The following is a 14,655-nucleotide window of genomic DNA, read 5'->3' on the forward strand; positions in this document are numbered from 1 at the left end:
ACTTCGTAATCGCTCGATTCCTCCCGTCATTGCGAGTACCCGTAGGGTGCGTGGCAATCTCAGCACAGGAATGCGAGATTGCTTCACTTCGTTCGCAATGACAGCTTTCTATCGCTGTGCTGGGATCTGTCGTTGCCCTTGACCGGGACGCAACGGCATTTCTATGGTATTATTCCTCCGGCGGCACACAGCTCCGTGAACCGGTTGAACACGTAAGGTTGGCTGGAATGGTGGAGGCGTTGTCGAGATAATGATGCGTCGCGGTGCCATTATCGTCATCCTCTTGGGTGCGATCATCGCCTTTGCGTTCTCGCGGGCGGTCGACGCGGCCACTAATGCTGAGCTTGTTCCAGGATCGAGGATCGTCTTCCCCTACTATGACCTGCGACCTGGATTCGCGACCTTCCTGTTCCTGACCAACATCAGCTCAGCCCCCGTATCTGTGGCCTTGGAGCTTTACGATACGTCGGGCGCCCGCCAGGGCACCAACATAGACCTTTCAGCGCGCGACATCGATTCGCTCGACCTGTCCGAGATGATCTCCGGTAACGCATCCGATGGCTTTTTGCAGGGCTTCGTCGATGTCACCACGAGCGCGGACGTCCTGATAGGCACAGCGGTTGTCGTCAATATGGATGACGACTGGGCGATCACGTATAATGGGGCGTCGGCTCGCCGGCAAACGGCCGGCACGACACCCTTCGAACCGTACCCGACAGGTCTCTTGTTACCCGCGTTCCTGACCCCTGGACAACTTGGCGGTGGTACGCTGGCCGATGGCCTGCTGATCGTCGCCGCACCCCACCCAACCCGTCCCGGCGGCAAGCTACCGGATAAACCTATTCGGGCTTCGGCCGAGATCTTTCTGCGGCAGGAGCTCACCGCCGTGAGCAGCGACCAGCAAAGCACTCACGAGATAATCCAAAGCTCTTCCAGATTCAGCGGACGCCACATCATCCTGCCGATAGGGACAGTTGTCGGCACCTTCCCCTCTCCGACGTTGGGATGGCTGTCTCTTAGGAATCATGTGGTGGACAAAAATGGCATCCCTTTCGGGCTGGTTGGTCTGTACATTCAGACATTGATCGGGCCGAGTAGCGCCTCCGGGATGGCCATTCGGCTCTCCGGTGATCCGTCCGCTGACACAACTCAATAGCAGCGTGCGCAACGATACGCCTAATCCCATACACCCCTGCGGCGTCAGGTCTCTATGAAGATCTGCCTCGTCGGCCCCTTCCCCCCTTTACGAGGGGGGATCGCCCATTATAACGCCCAGCTCGGGCTGGAGCTGATGACGCGTCACGAGATCGCGGTGATCTCCTTTTCGCGCCAGTATCCGGCCATACTGTTTCCTGGGCGAACGCAGTTCGACACGGGCTCCCCGCCTGTGGGGCTCACTAGTGAAGCGATCCTCGACTCAATTAATCCTCTGAGCTGGCTCCGTACCGGCCGCCGGATCGCTGAGATCGCTCCCGACTTGGTTATTGTTCACTGGTGGCACCCTTTCTTCGGCCTGTGCCTCGGGACGACAGTGAGCCTGGCCAGAAGGCGATCTCGCGCCAGCGTCATCTTCATCTGCCACAATGTTGTTCCGCACGAACCGTTTCCCTTGGCGAGCGGACTGACAAGGTTCGCGCTGGCCTCAGGCGATGCGTGGCTCGTCCACTCCGAGACCGACCGACAAGATCTGGAGTCGCTCAATCTGCGAGGCCACACACTTCTGGTCCCTCAACCTCCGGGGCAAGGGTTCGGAGCACCGATCGACAAAGAGGAGGCGAAGAGTCGTCTCGGCCTTTCCGGAAATACCCTTCTCTTCTTCGGCCTGATCCGTAGCTACAAGGGGCTTCCAGGATTGCTCGAGGCGATGCCCCTCGTGCTCCAAAAGGTGAACTGTACCCTCCTCGTGGTCGGAGAGTTCTACGAGGGGAAGGACCGCTGCCTGAGCCTCATCAGCGACTTGGGCCTCGCGTCGCACGTCCGGGTCATCGATCGCTTCGTTCCGGACAACGAGGTCAGCCTCTACTTTTCCGCAGCCGACCTGGTCGTGCTCCCCTACGAATCGGCCACACAGAGCGCCATCGTCCCGATCGCCTTTGCCTTCGAGCGGCCCGTGGTGGCCACTCGCGTGGGCGGGCTGCCGGAGGCGGTCCGTGACGGCGAAACCGGCCTTCTGGTAGAGCCGCGCAACCCAACCGCGTTGGCGGAGGCGATCATCCGCTTCTACGAGGAAGACATGGGGGGCATATTTCGCCGGCATATCCTGAAGCAGCAGCGCTTTTCCTGGGGCGAACTGGCCGCCACGCTGGAGACTGCGGCGATCAGCCGTACTTCGCAGTGAGGCGTGTGAGCCAGTCGCAGGGAACGTCCCGTTTTTCACGCCCTATATCCAGTCGTGCGACCCCTTGCGGCGTACACAAGAAACATGTTGACGTCATGCCCGTACAGTGAATAGTATGCAAGGCATCTGCGCGTAAACGGCACGTTCTGAAAAGGAGCGGTCATCATATTTGCCGCGAGGAAGTCACGACGGCTGGTCGCTTTTTCCCTGTTGCTGCTACCCATTCTGCTCCAGGGCTGCCTGGGCGGCACCGGGTACCGGGCCTACCCGCGCGCTCGAACCAGTGTCTATACTGACATCTGGAACTTCAGTGACCATGAGATTGCCGCTGACCAGGTGGACGTACTCTATCGTCGAGTCGCCCGTCTGATGGCGATCACTCCGAATAATTCCACACCCAGGCCACAGGTGCTGGTGGTGTCCCCTGCCTACATTCAGGAGAAGTATCTCACTATTCACCCCTTAGCCGCAGCACGGAATGGTACCGCGCTCGCCGTCTACATTCCTCATCAGAACCAGATCCTGATCCCGGATTTTGACCGCACGCTGCTGACCCATGAGCTGGCTCACTATTTTACCTTCCACTACCTCTCGATCCCCCGATCCGGCTGGGAAGCGATCGCCGATCAGGTCGTGGATGCTGAAGAGGCGGGAGGCTGACGGCTGGGCCACCCTTGCCGGCCCAGGATCTGCTACGGCGTATAAACAGGAAGCCTGACATGGCGGGCCAGCAGATCAAAGTGGTTATCACAGTGAAGAAGACTGCATGAGTAGTGTAAAGCAACAGCAGCGATGAGCTGATCCGTCGCCGGAATGGACAAACCCTTACGTCGCAGGGTGTAAGTCATCCGATAGGCCGATCTCCAGACCGATTCCGTAATCGGACATTGCTGGAGCGCCTCCAGGTCTTCGCAGAGTTCGCGATACTCGCTCTCCGAGCGCGTGCCGCCGACAAGCTCCAGGACGACCATTTCGCACGTGGCCGCGCGCCCCTCACTGAGCAACGCGTGGACTTGTTGTCTGACAAGAGGATCGCCTGCCGGCCTCAACGCGTGGATCCAAGCCGAGGTATCGATCAGGACCCATCCATCAGCCATCGGCACGAAGCCTGGTCAGCCCTTTTGGGGTGAGCTGAAGAGGGAAACATCCCAGCCTTCCAATCAGACGCTTGACCCGCTGCTGGCGAATAAGCGCCTCCAGAGAGCGATGGATGAGTTCCTTCTTCGTCTTGGCCTTGCTGAGCGCCTGGGCCTGCTTCATGAGCCTCTCATCAATCTCCAATGTGGTTCTCATTGAGGGTCCTCCTTTAGGCATAAAAATAGCATAATTTTTATGCCACGACAAGGCCTTGGAGTTCTTTTGAGCTTCAGCGATACGGTACCAGACAGGCCAGAAAGAAAGGGAACCTCAGCGCGCCCCTCTGATCGTGGATACGCGGAACACCTCAAAAGGGGCTCCCTTCCGATCACGTCGTAAAGGCGTAACGGGAGCGCAGACGACGGGTAATTTGTTCGCCCGAGCGATGTAGTTCCTTCCCGTACGTCGGCGCATCAGCCGATCCCTCACCCCTCTTCAGTCCAGCCTTCTTCTCACAACTCGTTGATACGACAGCGTCCGCGACTATCCCCAGTCGGACGACTAGCCCTCCGATATCCCTGGTACAGCACTTGCGTAGCCTTCCACCGACGCCCCTCAGCAGCGCCGACACCTCGTGGTGCCTCGGTGACACTTTTTTTCACCGGAAAGCTGCCCCTCTGTCCTTGATGAGGCGTTGGACAAGTCAGTCAGGCTCCAGCGTCCTGCAGTTGTTTGCTAACGTTTTGAAATTGCTGGGCATAATAATGAGTTCGCCAAATGTGTCTTCGAGTACTTGCTGGCATGAATCTCGCATTATGTCAGTGGCGTAGAAGGTTCCTTTCCGATAAAGGTAAACCAGTCGTGAGGCTGGGACACAAAGTCGCGGGTCCCAAAAGGGTTGGGACAGCCGGGCTGCCGAAGAAAGGAAGAGCGACAATCGCTCTTTCACGGAAAGTAATCTTCCTGAAAGGAGCGATTGTCATGTTTTCAGCCAAGTCTAAATACTGCCTCGCTGTTCTTCCACTGCTTCTGCTCCCCCTTCTCCTCCTTCAGGGATGCCTCGGTGGCGTTCAGTATCTCGCCAACCCAGGCCTCCAAACCGGGCTTCACACCGACATCCTCAACTTCAGCGACAGCGAGATCGCCCCGGACGCGGTGGACGCACTGTATCTCAAGGTTGCCCGCCTCATGGGCGTCACCCCAGATAGCTCCAAGCCCCGTCCACAGGTGCTCGTCGTTTCTCCTAACCACATTCATCAAAAGTATCTGATGCTTCGGCCTTCCGCCAAGACACAGAACGGGGTCGCGGTGGCCCTCTATGTCCCCCACGAGAACAGAATCCTGATCCCGCATTTTGATCGCGCCCTTTTGACCCATGAGCTGGCTCACTATTTCACGTTCCACTATCTCTCTGCTCCCCGATCTCAGTGGGAAGCAATCGCGGATAGGGTCGTGGATGCTGAAGAGGCTGGGCATTGATGCAAGCCACTGAAAATCTCTGCAGGGTGGAATAATGGTGGGAGGGTGGCGGAAGACCAGGTGGGAGGCTTTCGAATCAATGATAAGATGCGGGGTTCAGGCGTTCATGCCTAACTTGTGGTGATCGAAGCTCCTGTGGGGTATACACTCAGGATGTCCAGGGACACGAGTCGGTCTGACAGGATCTGATCCACCTCAATCCGTCGCTCACGCGGGACTTAGTCGATCTCCCCACACCTCACTATTCCCCTATCTCGTGGGGTAGGACCCGGAACCCTTCGCCTTGTGCGGCATCCCGCAGCCGGTGATCAAGACACACAAATTCGCGCCCCTCCGGACGACCCTGAACCCATACAAGCGCCGAGCCTCACTGAAGAGAGTCCACTGCATGGAGCGGATGAAGCAGGAGCGCCCGCATGGCCTGCTCCCGGACTGCCTGGCTCGGCGCGATCTCTGTCCAGTCGGCGGCAAGCGCCATGAGGATCGTGCGCGCCTGCGCTTCTGACCGTCTGGACAGGATGCCCTCGCGTCTGAGCCTGGCTAAGGCGGAGCAACACTCGATCGGCGTGCCCCACCATGCGGCAATAGCACCATCCTCCTCGGTAAGCCGCATCAGTAAGGGGGTTTGGGGCTCTTCGAGACAGAGTGGGATGATGGCAGAGGTATCCCAGAACCTCATCGCCCCTCTGCCCGTTCTTCCAAGACCGCAGTGATCCCGGCGCCTTGAGGATCAGCGGGGCGCGGCATGTCCCGGAACCCGTCCGGCAGGTGGAGCGAGCCGATGCGAATGAGCCCGGCGCGGACCATCTCGATCAGGTGGGACGGCAGAAGAGAGTGGTCAGGAGAAAAAGGGATGAGTTTAGCGATCGGCTTGCCCCGCTCCGTCACAATAATCTCTTCCCCCGCCTTCACCTGGGCGAGGCATGCGCTGAGCGTCGCCTTGAGCTTCGAGACGGCTGTGCTTTTCGTAATGGACATCCATAGTCACATGTATGCGACTGATATAGTCCAATCTTTGACAGAGTCAAGTCCTCCACTTCCCCTCCTGGTTTTTCCAGGTTTTCCGTGGGCACCCTGACCTTCCAGCATCCCCTCCCCCCACCGAGAGGGAGGGCGCGGGTGGGGGGGTCGTCATTGCCATGCACGATGTCAGCGGATGTCAAGCACACGCCCATACAGCCCAAGAGCAGCCAGAGGTAACGCTCCGAAACCCTCTGTCACTATATCTCGATCGCACCCTTTTGACCCATGAGCTGGCTCACTATTTCACGTTCCACTATGAGCCTGTCCTGCAAACCCTCATGGACCCTTCGACAAGCTCAGGGTGAACGGAATGGGCATTGAAAACATTGACCTTTTTCCGTTCGTGCTGAGCCTGTCGAAGCATGAACAGGGGTTTGCTGGACAGGCTCCTATCTGCCTGCTCCCCGATCCCAGTGGGAAGTCATCGCCGATAAGGTCGTCGATGCTGAAGAGTCTGCAAGTTGAGAACGAGAAAAGCTCGGACAAGTTCTTCTGAGATGTCTCGAGTGATCGTGGCGAGATGACGCTCCAGGTTTGTGCAAACAGCAAGTTATAAGTCTGATTTACACAACTTGGGCGTGGCATGGTACAGACTAAACAATGCGGGGCAGAGCCTGCTATTCCGGCGGGTGGCGTCTTGACTCACTCAACTCGTAGGATGATCACAAGTCCTTTATTACGGGGAGCACGACACCGGGCTATAATATCGCGACCGTTTTATTGATGAACGATCGTAACACCCGCCGCTTCCGCCGCCGTGATGAGACGGCGGTCCAGGGTTGCAAGGGCCAGACCCCTCCGCTCAGCCAGTTCCAGGTAAGCAGCATCATAGGCAGACAAGGTGAACCCTTCCGCGAGGCGAGCGAAGCGCCATACCGCATCCGGGTTCAGGTGTACATCGGTCCGAATGGGGAGCATGCCGTAGAGTTCAGCTAAGCGCATAGCATCAGCCTCAGACAACCTATGTCGGCGTTGCGCAACAGTGACGGCGTTGGCGAGTTCATACCACCACAACGCGGGGACCCACAGAACAGTCTCCGGAGTAAGCTGGGCGAAGAATCGATCGGCCCGTCTTGACGTCTCATCAGGAAGCCCCCAGGCCAGCGCCATGGAACAGTCGAGTACCGAGTCCATCAAGCGCGGCGGCCCTCCTCGATCAACTCACGAACCTTCAGTACGCCAGGGACCCGCTGACGGATCTCACGGAAGGAGGTCAAGAGCTTGGGCAGATCCAGCAACTCCTCCTCTCTCGTGGGAGGAACTAAATGTGCTACCACCTTCCCACGCCGTCGGATGACAAAAGATCTTCCGCGTTCCGTCTCGCGCAGCAACTCGGAAAGATGGGTTTTTGCCTGAAACGCGCTAACCTCAGTGACCTCACTCGCCATAGAGCACCTCCTCGCCATCTATTTAAACTAGTTTAATCAACTAGTAGGATAATCGCAAGCCTTTTATTTGGCTACACTGAACCACTGCAAAGCTGTGCCCCCTCATCCGCGTCCAAAGTGTCTTAGTAACTACTCAGGTAGATAGGCTGAAGGCTGAAGGCTTTTAGGGGTAAGTCATGCGTGATCATACAAAACTCCGAAAAGGTCTTGAATCTACTGGGGGTTCATTCCCCGCAGCGTGCCGCGAGTGCGTCATACCGGTGAAAGCCGGTATCCAGAGGGCCAGACTGGATTCCCCCGTATCAAGTACGGGGCATGCGTGTCAAGCACCTGTCTGCGTGCGGAGACGCACAGGCAGGCGGAATGACGGGCCAGAACAGGAGACGATACCCAGCAGCTTGCTGCGGGGTAGTTCATTGGCTCGATTCGCGCCTTGCGAGATAATTTAGAACCTTCAGTCTTCAGCCTTCAGTCTAAACACCTGAGTAGTTACGTGTCCTATTACGGGGAGCATAAAATAGATTGCACTATCGCACAACATCTCCAGCAACTTCCCCCTTTGCTAAATGCTACATGGAACATCTACGATCGCTGTGTCCTATGGCATCGTGGGTTCCCCCATTGTCTGACCTGATCCAGGTCGTCGCGTTACTATCGTCTACAACGGGAGGAAGACATGACTAAGACCGAACTCGCAGAACAGATGGCCCAGGATACCGGTATCAGCAAGGCCATCGCTGAAACCGCACTTCGTAGCTGTATCGACCGCATCACCAACAGCTTAAAGAATGGGCAGGAGGTGGCAATCGTGGGATTCGGGACCTTCAGCGTGGCGAGTCGAGCTGCCCGGACCGGTCGCAATCCGCAAACCGGAGAGCCGATCACGATCAAGGCGTCTCGGGTGCCACGCTTCAAGCCGGGGAAGACCCTGAAGGATGCGGTGAACAGCTAAAGGGCATCCCGGGAGCGTTTCGGGAAGTGGCGATCCGTCCGGCCAGCCTGCTCGCCTCCTCTTGAGTTGTGAGGCTTCACAAGTTAGGGTTCTTCGTCCAGTCCCAGGAGATCGAGAAACTCCAAATGACGAAGGACCTTCTCGGCCACCTCGCGACGCAGCTGGCGGTCCGTTAAGCGGCCACAGAGGCGGTGGATGCGATGGGCGGCGATCGTTCGGATCTGGTGCGGCAGGAGAATCGAATCCAGAGGGTTTCCAGCAGCTCCCGCCGGAAGGAACACCTCAAAAGGGTGCGGCTGGCGATCCGGCTTGAGCGAGGTGACAGGAAGGACGGTCAGAAGACCAGAGGCACTGTTGAAGGCCTCATTGCTGATCACAAGTACCGGTCGGAGGAAGCCCTGCTCATGACCGAGGGGGTGCCCCAGGTCCGCTTCCAGCACGGCCCATCGTCGCCGCATCGCGGTTACACGATCTGTGCGGCGGTCTCGGCATCCGCCCGGGCGAAGTCCTCGGCGATCGCATCCTGCTCGGTTCGATAGCAAGGATCACTAAAGGCCGCCTGATACTGTCTGAAGGCCTCGGCTTCACGCTGATGTTGCTGATGGCGCCGGCGAGCCTGCTCCACGAGTCGTTCGATGAGTGCAGCCTTGCTCGGAGCTACACCGTCTTTGACAAGTTCATCGATGCTCTCAACAGTTGGCTGGTGAAGACGAAAGGTCATTCGTTTGGCGATAATAGGCATATTCATGCCCTCCTGCTACCAATATAGCACGCTATGAAGGCGTGTCAAGAGTGAACGTCATCCCAAAAACAGAGATAGCCATTGCTGAGATACCGCTGTACGCCAATCACCGCCATTTTATGACCCTGTAACCGGTATGCTCAGCCTGGGATGAGGATCATGGCTGAGGTTCGCCCGCTCTTCCGGCCTCCTGCGGTCCGCATGCCCTGCTCTGAGGCAGACGCCTCCCATTACGTCATGCGCTGCCCCTCCTCTCGCTCCCTGGGAGCGTCAGGTCGCCCCCGTCATCGCCCAGCACCGGTGACGGACGCCACGCAAGAGAGCGAGCCGCTCAGCCTCGACCACGAGCCTCAGCACCACCTGCCCGAGGCCGTGGAAGCCGGTCTGCCCTGTCTCAGAGTCAGCCAGTCACCCACCGTGTCAGCCTAAAGGCCGAGGCTTTACGCGTCGGAGGGGTAAGTTTTACAAACTGAGCGATGCAGTTCCTTCTCGTGCTTCGACGCATCAGCCAATCCCTCACCCCTCTTCAGTCCAGCCTTCTTCTCGCAACTCGTTGAGACGAAAGCCTCCGTCACCATCCCCAGTCGGACGACCGGCCCCCTGACATCCATGGTACAGCAATTGCGTAGCTTTCCACCGGCGCACCTCACACCTGCGTGATGAGCAACGATCGATGACATCTCTCCCCCCCCCCATCCCTACCTTCCCCCACCAGGGGGGAAGGAGTGTCAGTTCTCCTCCCCCCATCGTGGGGGAGGGTGTGTAAGCTCTCCTCCCCCCGTCGCGGGGGAGGATGAAGGTGGGGGGGATGTTCCGAGCACCGTCACCTTCTAGAAAGGAGCGGTCGTCATCGTCGCATCCCGCAGGTCACGATCTCTGGTCGCTCTTCACCTGATTCCGCTCCCCGTTCTGCTCCAGGGGTGCCTCGGTAGCGTTCAGTATCTGGCCAGCCCAGGGGTTCGGACGGGGCTCCACGCCGACATCCTCAACTTCAGCAACCGCGAGATCGCCCCCGAGAAGGTGGACCCAGACCCTGATCCCATATTTCGATCGCACCCTTTTGACCCATGAGCTGGCGCACTATTTCACGTTCCACTATCTGTCTGCTCCCCGATCCCAGTGGGAAGCCATAGCGGATAGGGTCGTGGATGCTGAAGGGTCTGGGCATTGATGCAAGCCACTGAAAACCTCTGCGGGATGGAACGGTGGGAGGGTGGCCGAAGATCAGGTGGGCGGCTTTCGAATCAATGACAACGCGCAAGCGTTCGGGCTGTTCGCTCTGGTATGCAGTTCTCTCGGGTGTGTGCAGGCGAACTCAGGGCATAAGGATCGTGGTGCGTCACGTAAAGATTACGGTATGACTATCTGTAGATTTCTCGCCGGTGCCCAATGCGGAGGATGAACACCTCGTCCTCGGCGATGTCGTACCGTATGCGATAGGGACCAACTCGCAGGCGCCATTGGCCGACATGAACTTCCCGGAGCTTCTGGCCCCGGTAGGGATTCTCTTTCAGCGCCTCAATGGCTTCCAATATGCGGCGATGCATTGAAGCATCGAGCCGGGCGAGGACCTTTCGGACCTCAGGGTGGTAGCGGATCTCGTAGGGCATCAGCCTAACGGACTACCTTGGCAGCTTGTGGTCTAGCCTTCGCTTCCTTATTGATAAGGTCCCGCCACATGTCTTCGTCGCGAATATACCGTCCGGCCTCGATCTCTTTTCTGGCCTGCTTGAGGCTCTTCTGGTATTCAGAATCAAGCTGCTCAAGAGCGGTCTGCGCAAGATCGTCGAGGTCTTCATAATCCTGGATGCTGAGGAGCACGGCTGTCGGGATTCCCGCTTTCTTGATCACGAAGCGATCACGTTGATTGGCGACGCGACTCAGGATTTCTCCGAGGTGCTGGCGTACCGCTAGCGCCGATATTTCTTTTAAAGCGGTCAGTGTTTTTGCCATACGTCCTCCTATGTGTTTAATGGTGATATAGTACTATGCTAGCATGTAGGACACCGATGTCAAGGGAACAACCGTATCCCTCAGCACGCCCTTCTGATCGTAGAGACGCGGAACGCCTTCAATGGGCCCCCTTCCGACAACGTCCTGAAAGCATAACTGGCGCGCGGACGACGAGTAATTTGTTCGCTCGGGCGATGTAGTTCCTTCTCGTGCTTCGGCGCATCAGCCGATCCCTCAGTCCTGTTCAGTCCAGCCTTCTTCTCACAACTCGTTGATACGAAAGCCTCTGTCGCCATCCCCAGTCGGACGACCGCCCCCCGACATCCCTGGTACAGCGCTTGCGTAAGCTTCCACCGGTACGCCTGACACAACTACGCGATGAGCAACGATCAATGACATCTCTCCTTCCCCCACAAGGGGGGAAGGAGTTTAAGTTCTCCTCCCCCCATCGTGGGGGAGACACCCATTGTCACTTCTGTGACATTTTTTTTCACCTCAAGTCTGCCCGCTTTTCCTTGAGGAGGCATCAGGTCGTCCAGTCAGTCTGCAGCTATCGGCGGTGATTTTCTAACTTATTGAAAACACAGGGCACACAAATGAGTTCGCCAAATGTGTCTTCGAGTACTTGCTGGCATGAATCTCGCACTATGTCAGTGGCGTAGAAGGTTCCTTTCCGATAAAGGCAAACCAGTCGTAAGGCTGGGACGCAACGCCGCGGATCCCAAATGGGTTGGGACAGCCGGGCTACCGAAGAAAGGAAGAGCGACACCCGCTCTTTCACGGAAAGCAATCTTCCTGAGAGGAGCGGTTGTCATGTTTTCAGTCCAGTCGAAATCCTGCCTCAATGTTCTTCCCCTGGCTCTGCTTCGGGTCGCGTTCACCCTAGCCCTCGCGTTTGTCTTTACTGGAGTCGTTGGAACTTACGCCGAGGCTGCCACCAGGTTGCCGGACCTCATCGTCTCGGCCGTCAGCGCCCCGTCGACAGCCCAGCCTGGGCAGAGTTTCGTTCTCTCCGCGTCGATCAAGAATCAGGGTAGGGCCTCTGCTAGCACGGTTCAGGCGGCGTTTTACCTGACGAAGAGCGCTTCAAGCATCACTGGAGCGACTCTGTTGGGTACTCAGAATGTGGGTTCCCTCTCAGCGGGGGCTGTCCTGGCCCTCACCACAACCCTCTCCATCCCTTCCTCGACTTCGCCGGGAACGTTCTATGTGGCGACGGTGGCGGATCCAACAAAGATAATAAAAGAGAGCAAAGAAACGAATAACACCCGCGCCTCCAGCGCCATCGCCGTCAAGGACTTAACCCCACCTACGATTAGCGGCGTGAATGCTACTGGAATAACTGCCAACAATGCCACCATCACCTGGACGACAGATAAGACGAGCACCTCGCAGGCAGACTATGGAACCACCGCTGCCTACGGCAGCGCGACAGCGCCCAACAGTTCCCTTGTGACAAGCCACGCCGTCACATTGAGTGGGTTGACCGCAGGCAAGGCATATCACTTCCGAGCACAGTCCAAGGATGCCGCCGGGAATGCGGCGCTATCGAGTGACTATACATTCACAACTGCAACCGCTACGACTACAACTGCAACCGCAGGAAATACCTACTACGTCGCCACCACCGGCAACGACGGCTACCCCGGCACCGAGACTCAGCCCTTCCGCACGCTCTCACGCGGCGTCAGTGTGCTGATCCCAGGGGATACGCTCTATGTCATGAGCGGGACCTATGCGGAGTCGCTCATGCACAACATTCCCGCCGGTACCTCCTGGAGTGCTCCGATAACGGTAGCTGCCGCTCCAGGTCACACCGTGACCCTCAAGCCCGATCTCGGAGCTGAGTTTGTCCTGCACTTCCAGGGCCCCCAGCAGTACATCGTCATCGATGGGCTGATCCTCGACGGGGCCAATGCCACCTACGGCGTCGTGAAAATTACCTGGTCGGTGTCAGGTGATCCGACGACAGCAGCCCACCATATCCGGCTTCAAAATAGTGAAGTACGTAACGCCTCGGCACTGGGGGGGCAGGCTTCCGGACAAGGGGTGCTGGTGGCGGGACAGGCCGACTGGAATGAATTCATCAACCTCAACGTCCATCATAATGGTCTAACCTCTTTTGACCACGGCTTCTACATCCAGTCCAGTCACAATGTAGTGGAACACTGCTCAGTCCACGACAACGCAGGCTACGGCGTACATCTCTACAATGAGTACGGTCGGCGAACTGACAGCAATGTTGTGAGAAACAATGCGGTCTTCAACAACGGCTGGCGAGGAATCCTCCTCGGTTCAGGCGATGGGAACATCGCGTACAATAATGTTGTTTGGGGTAATAGGGGAGGCATCCGCGTCAGCTTTGGTAACCCCACGAACAGTAAGGTCTACAACAATACAACATACAACAACACGGACTACGGCATCTTAGTGGAGACTGGTACCGGAGCTATAGCGCAGAACAACATTGCATACATGAATGGCACTCCAGAGATTCAGGATACCGCGACCAGCTCCGTCATTGGCCACAATCTCGTAGGCATCGACCCGCAGTTCGTCAATGCGGCAGCGGCCGATTTTCGCCTCCAACCAGGTAGTCTGGCGATTGATGCCGGCATTGCCGTCAGCCTAGTGACTACGGACATTGCGGGTACTCTGCGCCCGCAGGGGAGAGGCGACGATATTGGGGCCTTTGAGATGATCCCCTGATCGCGTCGCGTCCTCGTCGGAGTACAGGAGCTTAAAACTGGAGGCCACCGATGTGGCCTCCTTTCTCCTGCAAGTGGTCCCTTTTATTCCGCGTCTGGCCCGCATTCGCTTAGGGGCTGTCTGAGGCAGTCACCACTGGCGCTTCATCAGGCTCCGCGTCGGGAGACGAGACTCTCCTCCCGCAGGGGTGCACGACAGATTTTTGAGATAAGGTCATCCGGCAGCCGCCGCCGCTGACCGCCGTTCCCAGAAGTCCTCGAAGCGGCCGCTGAGTTTGGCGCAACGCAGGGCGATGATGGCATTGGCCCCGCGGACGGTCCAGTGCATGCCGGCGCGCTTGAGGCGGGTGCCTATGGCTACCTTGCAGCCCGCTTCTACGACACCGGTCGACGTGCAAAGCCCATGGGCCAGAAACTCGGGGTAGCGCATGCGGTCTCGATTCCGCTCGACGTAATCCACGCACTTCCTGGCCTCGTCGTGCGTTGCAGTGTGGGTGCGCAGCGCTTGGAGCAGCGCGTCGAGCCGACCTTCGTCGAGTTCGTCGCAGCGTTGCCGCCTCCACTGTCCGGCTAACTCGCTCGTCGGTCCGTAGATCGCCTTGCCTACGTCGCTCAGATGCTGCTTGGCATGGAAGCGATCGACGATCTGGACGGCGTCGGGGAAATACTCGTCGGCCATGTTCCAAATCCAGGGAGCCCCATCACCGAGAACGGCCTGCCGGCCGGCCCGTTCGAAGCCGCGTCGCGTCGCTTCACGCTCGACCCGCGCCGCAAACGCGCTGGGCTGCTCGTCGACATCCCGTTGCGCCGCACTCTCGATCGCCGCTGAGTACGTGACCGATCCCTTATCCCGCATCGGGGTTCCATCGGCGGCCCGTCCTTCGGCGCTCCAGACCGTACAGAGTTTGACCTCCCGTGTCTTCGCCGACCCTTCGGCCTGCTTGCCGGCACGTCCCACCAGTTCCTGTCGGCGTATCGGGACACCCGTACCGTCC

Annotated in this window: 19 protein-coding genes, 1 pseudogene and 2 riboswitches; of the genes and pseudogenes, 7 read left to right on the top strand and 13 right to left on the bottom strand. The window is 58.1% G+C overall.

Going from position 1 to position 14,655, the window contains the following annotated elements:
• Positions 1–250 precede the first annotated feature (250 nt).
• From CLG94_RS09070 to CLG94_RS09080, 3 genes are all read left to right on the top strand, one after another.
• Positions 251–1,156, top strand: coding sequence for a hypothetical protein (locus tag CLG94_RS09070; RefSeq protein ID WP_107562780.1), 906 nt, complete (start codon positions 251–253; stop codon positions 1,154–1,156).
• Positions 1,157–1,210: 54 nt separating this feature from the next.
• Positions 1,211–2,338, top strand: a complete 1,128-nt coding sequence (locus tag CLG94_RS09075) for a glycosyltransferase (RefSeq protein WP_107562782.1) — start codon at positions 1,211–1,213, stop codon at positions 2,336–2,338.
• Between the two features lie 210 nt (positions 2,339–2,548).
• Positions 2,549–2,998 carry a hypothetical protein gene (locus CLG94_RS09080; RefSeq protein ID WP_107562784.1) on the top strand — a complete coding sequence of 150 codons (450 nt, stop codon included), beginning with the start codon at positions 2,549–2,551 and terminating at the stop codon, positions 2,996–2,998.
• 32 nt (positions 2,999–3,030) lie between these two features.
• Here the strand turns inward: CLG94_RS09080 and vapC are convergent, their stop codons facing one another.
• From vapC to CLG94_RS09105, 5 genes are all read right to left on the bottom strand, one after another.
• A complete protein-coding gene (gene vapC / locus CLG94_RS09085) occupies positions 3,031–3,435 on the bottom strand; it encodes a type II toxin-antitoxin system VapC family toxin (RefSeq protein ID WP_107562786.1) in 405 nt (134 codons plus the stop codon).
• Positions 3,428–3,631, bottom strand: coding sequence for a type II toxin-antitoxin system VapB family antitoxin (locus tag CLG94_RS09090; RefSeq protein ID WP_161954113.1), 204 nt, complete (start codon positions 3,629–3,631; stop codon positions 3,428–3,430). Before CLG94_RS09090 ends, vapC begins: the two co-directional genes overlap by 8 nt.
• A 623-nt stretch (positions 3,632–4,254) precedes the next feature.
• A riboswitch (cyclic di-GMP riboswitch) is annotated at positions 4,255–4,335 on the top strand.
• A gap of 67 nt (positions 4,336–4,402) precedes the next feature.
• On the bottom strand, positions 4,403–4,819 hold the full coding sequence (locus CLG94_RS13035) for a hypothetical protein (RefSeq protein ID WP_153062395.1): 417 nt from the start codon (positions 4,817–4,819) through the stop codon (positions 4,403–4,405).
• A 442-nt stretch (positions 4,820–5,261) separates the two neighbouring features.
• Complete coding sequence (locus CLG94_RS09100) at positions 5,262–5,573, bottom strand: type II toxin-antitoxin system VapC family toxin (protein WP_107562792.1); 312 nt, start codon at positions 5,571–5,573, stop codon at positions 5,262–5,264.
• On the bottom strand, positions 5,570–5,872 hold the full coding sequence (locus tag CLG94_RS09105; protein ID WP_107562794.1) for a type II toxin-antitoxin system Phd/YefM family antitoxin: 303 nt from the start codon (positions 5,870–5,872) through the stop codon (positions 5,570–5,572). The genes CLG94_RS09100 and CLG94_RS09105 overlap by 4 nt, the downstream gene beginning before the upstream one ends.
• Before the next feature lie 355 nt (positions 5,873–6,227).
• Here CLG94_RS09105 and CLG94_RS13120 point away from each other — a divergent pair, with 355 nt between their 5' ends.
• Positions 6,228–6,413 (top strand): hypothetical protein, encoded by a 186-nt coding sequence (locus CLG94_RS13120; protein ID WP_107562796.1) that lies wholly within the window; start codon positions 6,228–6,230, stop codon positions 6,411–6,413.
• Positions 6,414–6,634: 221 nt separating this feature from the next.
• On the opposite strand, the gene CLG94_RS09115 is transcribed toward CLG94_RS13120, so the two are convergent.
• Both CLG94_RS09115 and CLG94_RS09120 read right to left on the bottom strand, forming a co-directional pair.
• Positions 6,635–7,051, bottom strand: a complete 417-nt coding sequence (locus tag CLG94_RS09115) for a type II toxin-antitoxin system VapC family toxin (RefSeq protein ID WP_107562798.1) — start codon at positions 7,049–7,051, stop codon at positions 6,635–6,637.
• Positions 7,051–7,305, bottom strand: a complete 255-nt coding sequence (locus CLG94_RS09120; RefSeq protein ID WP_161954114.1) for a type II toxin-antitoxin system Phd/YefM family antitoxin — start codon at positions 7,303–7,305, stop codon at positions 7,051–7,053. The genes CLG94_RS09115 and CLG94_RS09120 overlap by 1 nt, the downstream gene beginning before the upstream one ends.
• A 655-nt stretch (positions 7,306–7,960) precedes the next feature.
• Here CLG94_RS09120 and CLG94_RS09125 point away from each other — a divergent pair.
• A pseudogene (locus CLG94_RS09125) lies at positions 7,961–8,257 on the top strand (HU family DNA-binding protein); the annotation flags it as partial.
• Positions 8,258–8,340: 83 nt separating this feature from the next.
• Here the strand turns inward: CLG94_RS09125 and CLG94_RS09130 are convergent.
• The gene (locus CLG94_RS09130) at positions 8,341–8,715 is read right to left on the bottom strand and encodes a type II toxin-antitoxin system PemK/MazF family toxin (protein WP_107562804.1); all 375 of its coding nucleotides are present in this window, start codon (positions 8,713–8,715) and stop codon (positions 8,341–8,343) included.
• Between the two features lie 5 nt (positions 8,716–8,720).
• Positions 8,721–8,999 (bottom strand): ribbon-helix-helix protein, CopG family, encoded by a 279-nt coding sequence (locus tag CLG94_RS09135; protein WP_161954115.1) that lies wholly within the window; start codon positions 8,997–8,999, stop codon positions 8,721–8,723.
• A gap of 159 nt (positions 9,000–9,158) precedes the next feature.
• Between CLG94_RS09135 and CLG94_RS13040 the strand changes: the two genes are divergently transcribed.
• Positions 9,159–9,428: a hypothetical protein gene (locus CLG94_RS13040; RefSeq protein WP_133174686.1), complete on the top strand. Its 270-nt coding sequence runs from the start codon at positions 9,159–9,161 to the stop codon at positions 9,426–9,428.
• 438 nt (positions 9,429–9,866) lie between these two features.
• Here CLG94_RS13040 and CLG94_RS09140 read toward each other — a convergent pair whose 3' ends face one another.
• The 3 genes from CLG94_RS09140 to CLG94_RS09150 form a co-directional block, all read right to left on the bottom strand.
• The gene (locus tag CLG94_RS09140) at positions 9,867–10,055 is read right to left on the bottom strand and encodes a hypothetical protein (protein ID WP_107562808.1); all 189 of its coding nucleotides are present in this window, start codon (positions 10,053–10,055) and stop codon (positions 9,867–9,869) included.
• Positions 10,056–10,360: 305 nt separating this feature from the next.
• Positions 10,361–10,609: a type II toxin-antitoxin system RelE family toxin gene (locus CLG94_RS09145; protein ID WP_107562810.1), complete on the bottom strand. Its 249-nt coding sequence runs from the start codon at positions 10,607–10,609 to the stop codon at positions 10,361–10,363.
• 4 nt (positions 10,610–10,613) lie between these two features.
• Positions 10,614–10,952, bottom strand: coding sequence for a type II toxin-antitoxin system Phd/YefM family antitoxin (locus CLG94_RS09150; protein WP_107562812.1), 339 nt, complete (start codon positions 10,950–10,952; stop codon positions 10,614–10,616).
• Positions 10,953–11,623: 671 nt separating this feature from the next.
• A riboswitch (cyclic di-GMP riboswitch) is annotated at positions 11,624–11,704 on the top strand.
• A 61-nt stretch (positions 11,705–11,765) separates the two neighbouring features.
• On the opposite strand from CLG94_RS09150, the gene CLG94_RS09155 reads away from it, so the two are divergent.
• Positions 11,766–13,661, top strand: coding sequence for a CARDB domain-containing protein (locus tag CLG94_RS09155; RefSeq protein WP_107562813.1), 1,896 nt, complete (start codon positions 11,766–11,768; stop codon positions 13,659–13,661).
• A 213-nt stretch (positions 13,662–13,874) separates the two neighbouring features.
• On the opposite strand, the gene CLG94_RS09160 is transcribed toward CLG94_RS09155, so the two are convergent.
• Positions 13,875–14,655, bottom strand: a 781-nt coding sequence (locus CLG94_RS09160; RefSeq protein ID WP_193450648.1) for a UPF0236 family transposase-like protein, incomplete at its 5' end; no start/stop codon positions are given.

Origin of the sequence: Candidatus Methylomirabilis limnetica (assembly GCF_003044035.1) — a bacterium.
GTDB lineage: Bacteria > Methylomirabilota > Methylomirabilia > Methylomirabilales > Methylomirabilaceae > Methylomirabilis > Methylomirabilis limnetica.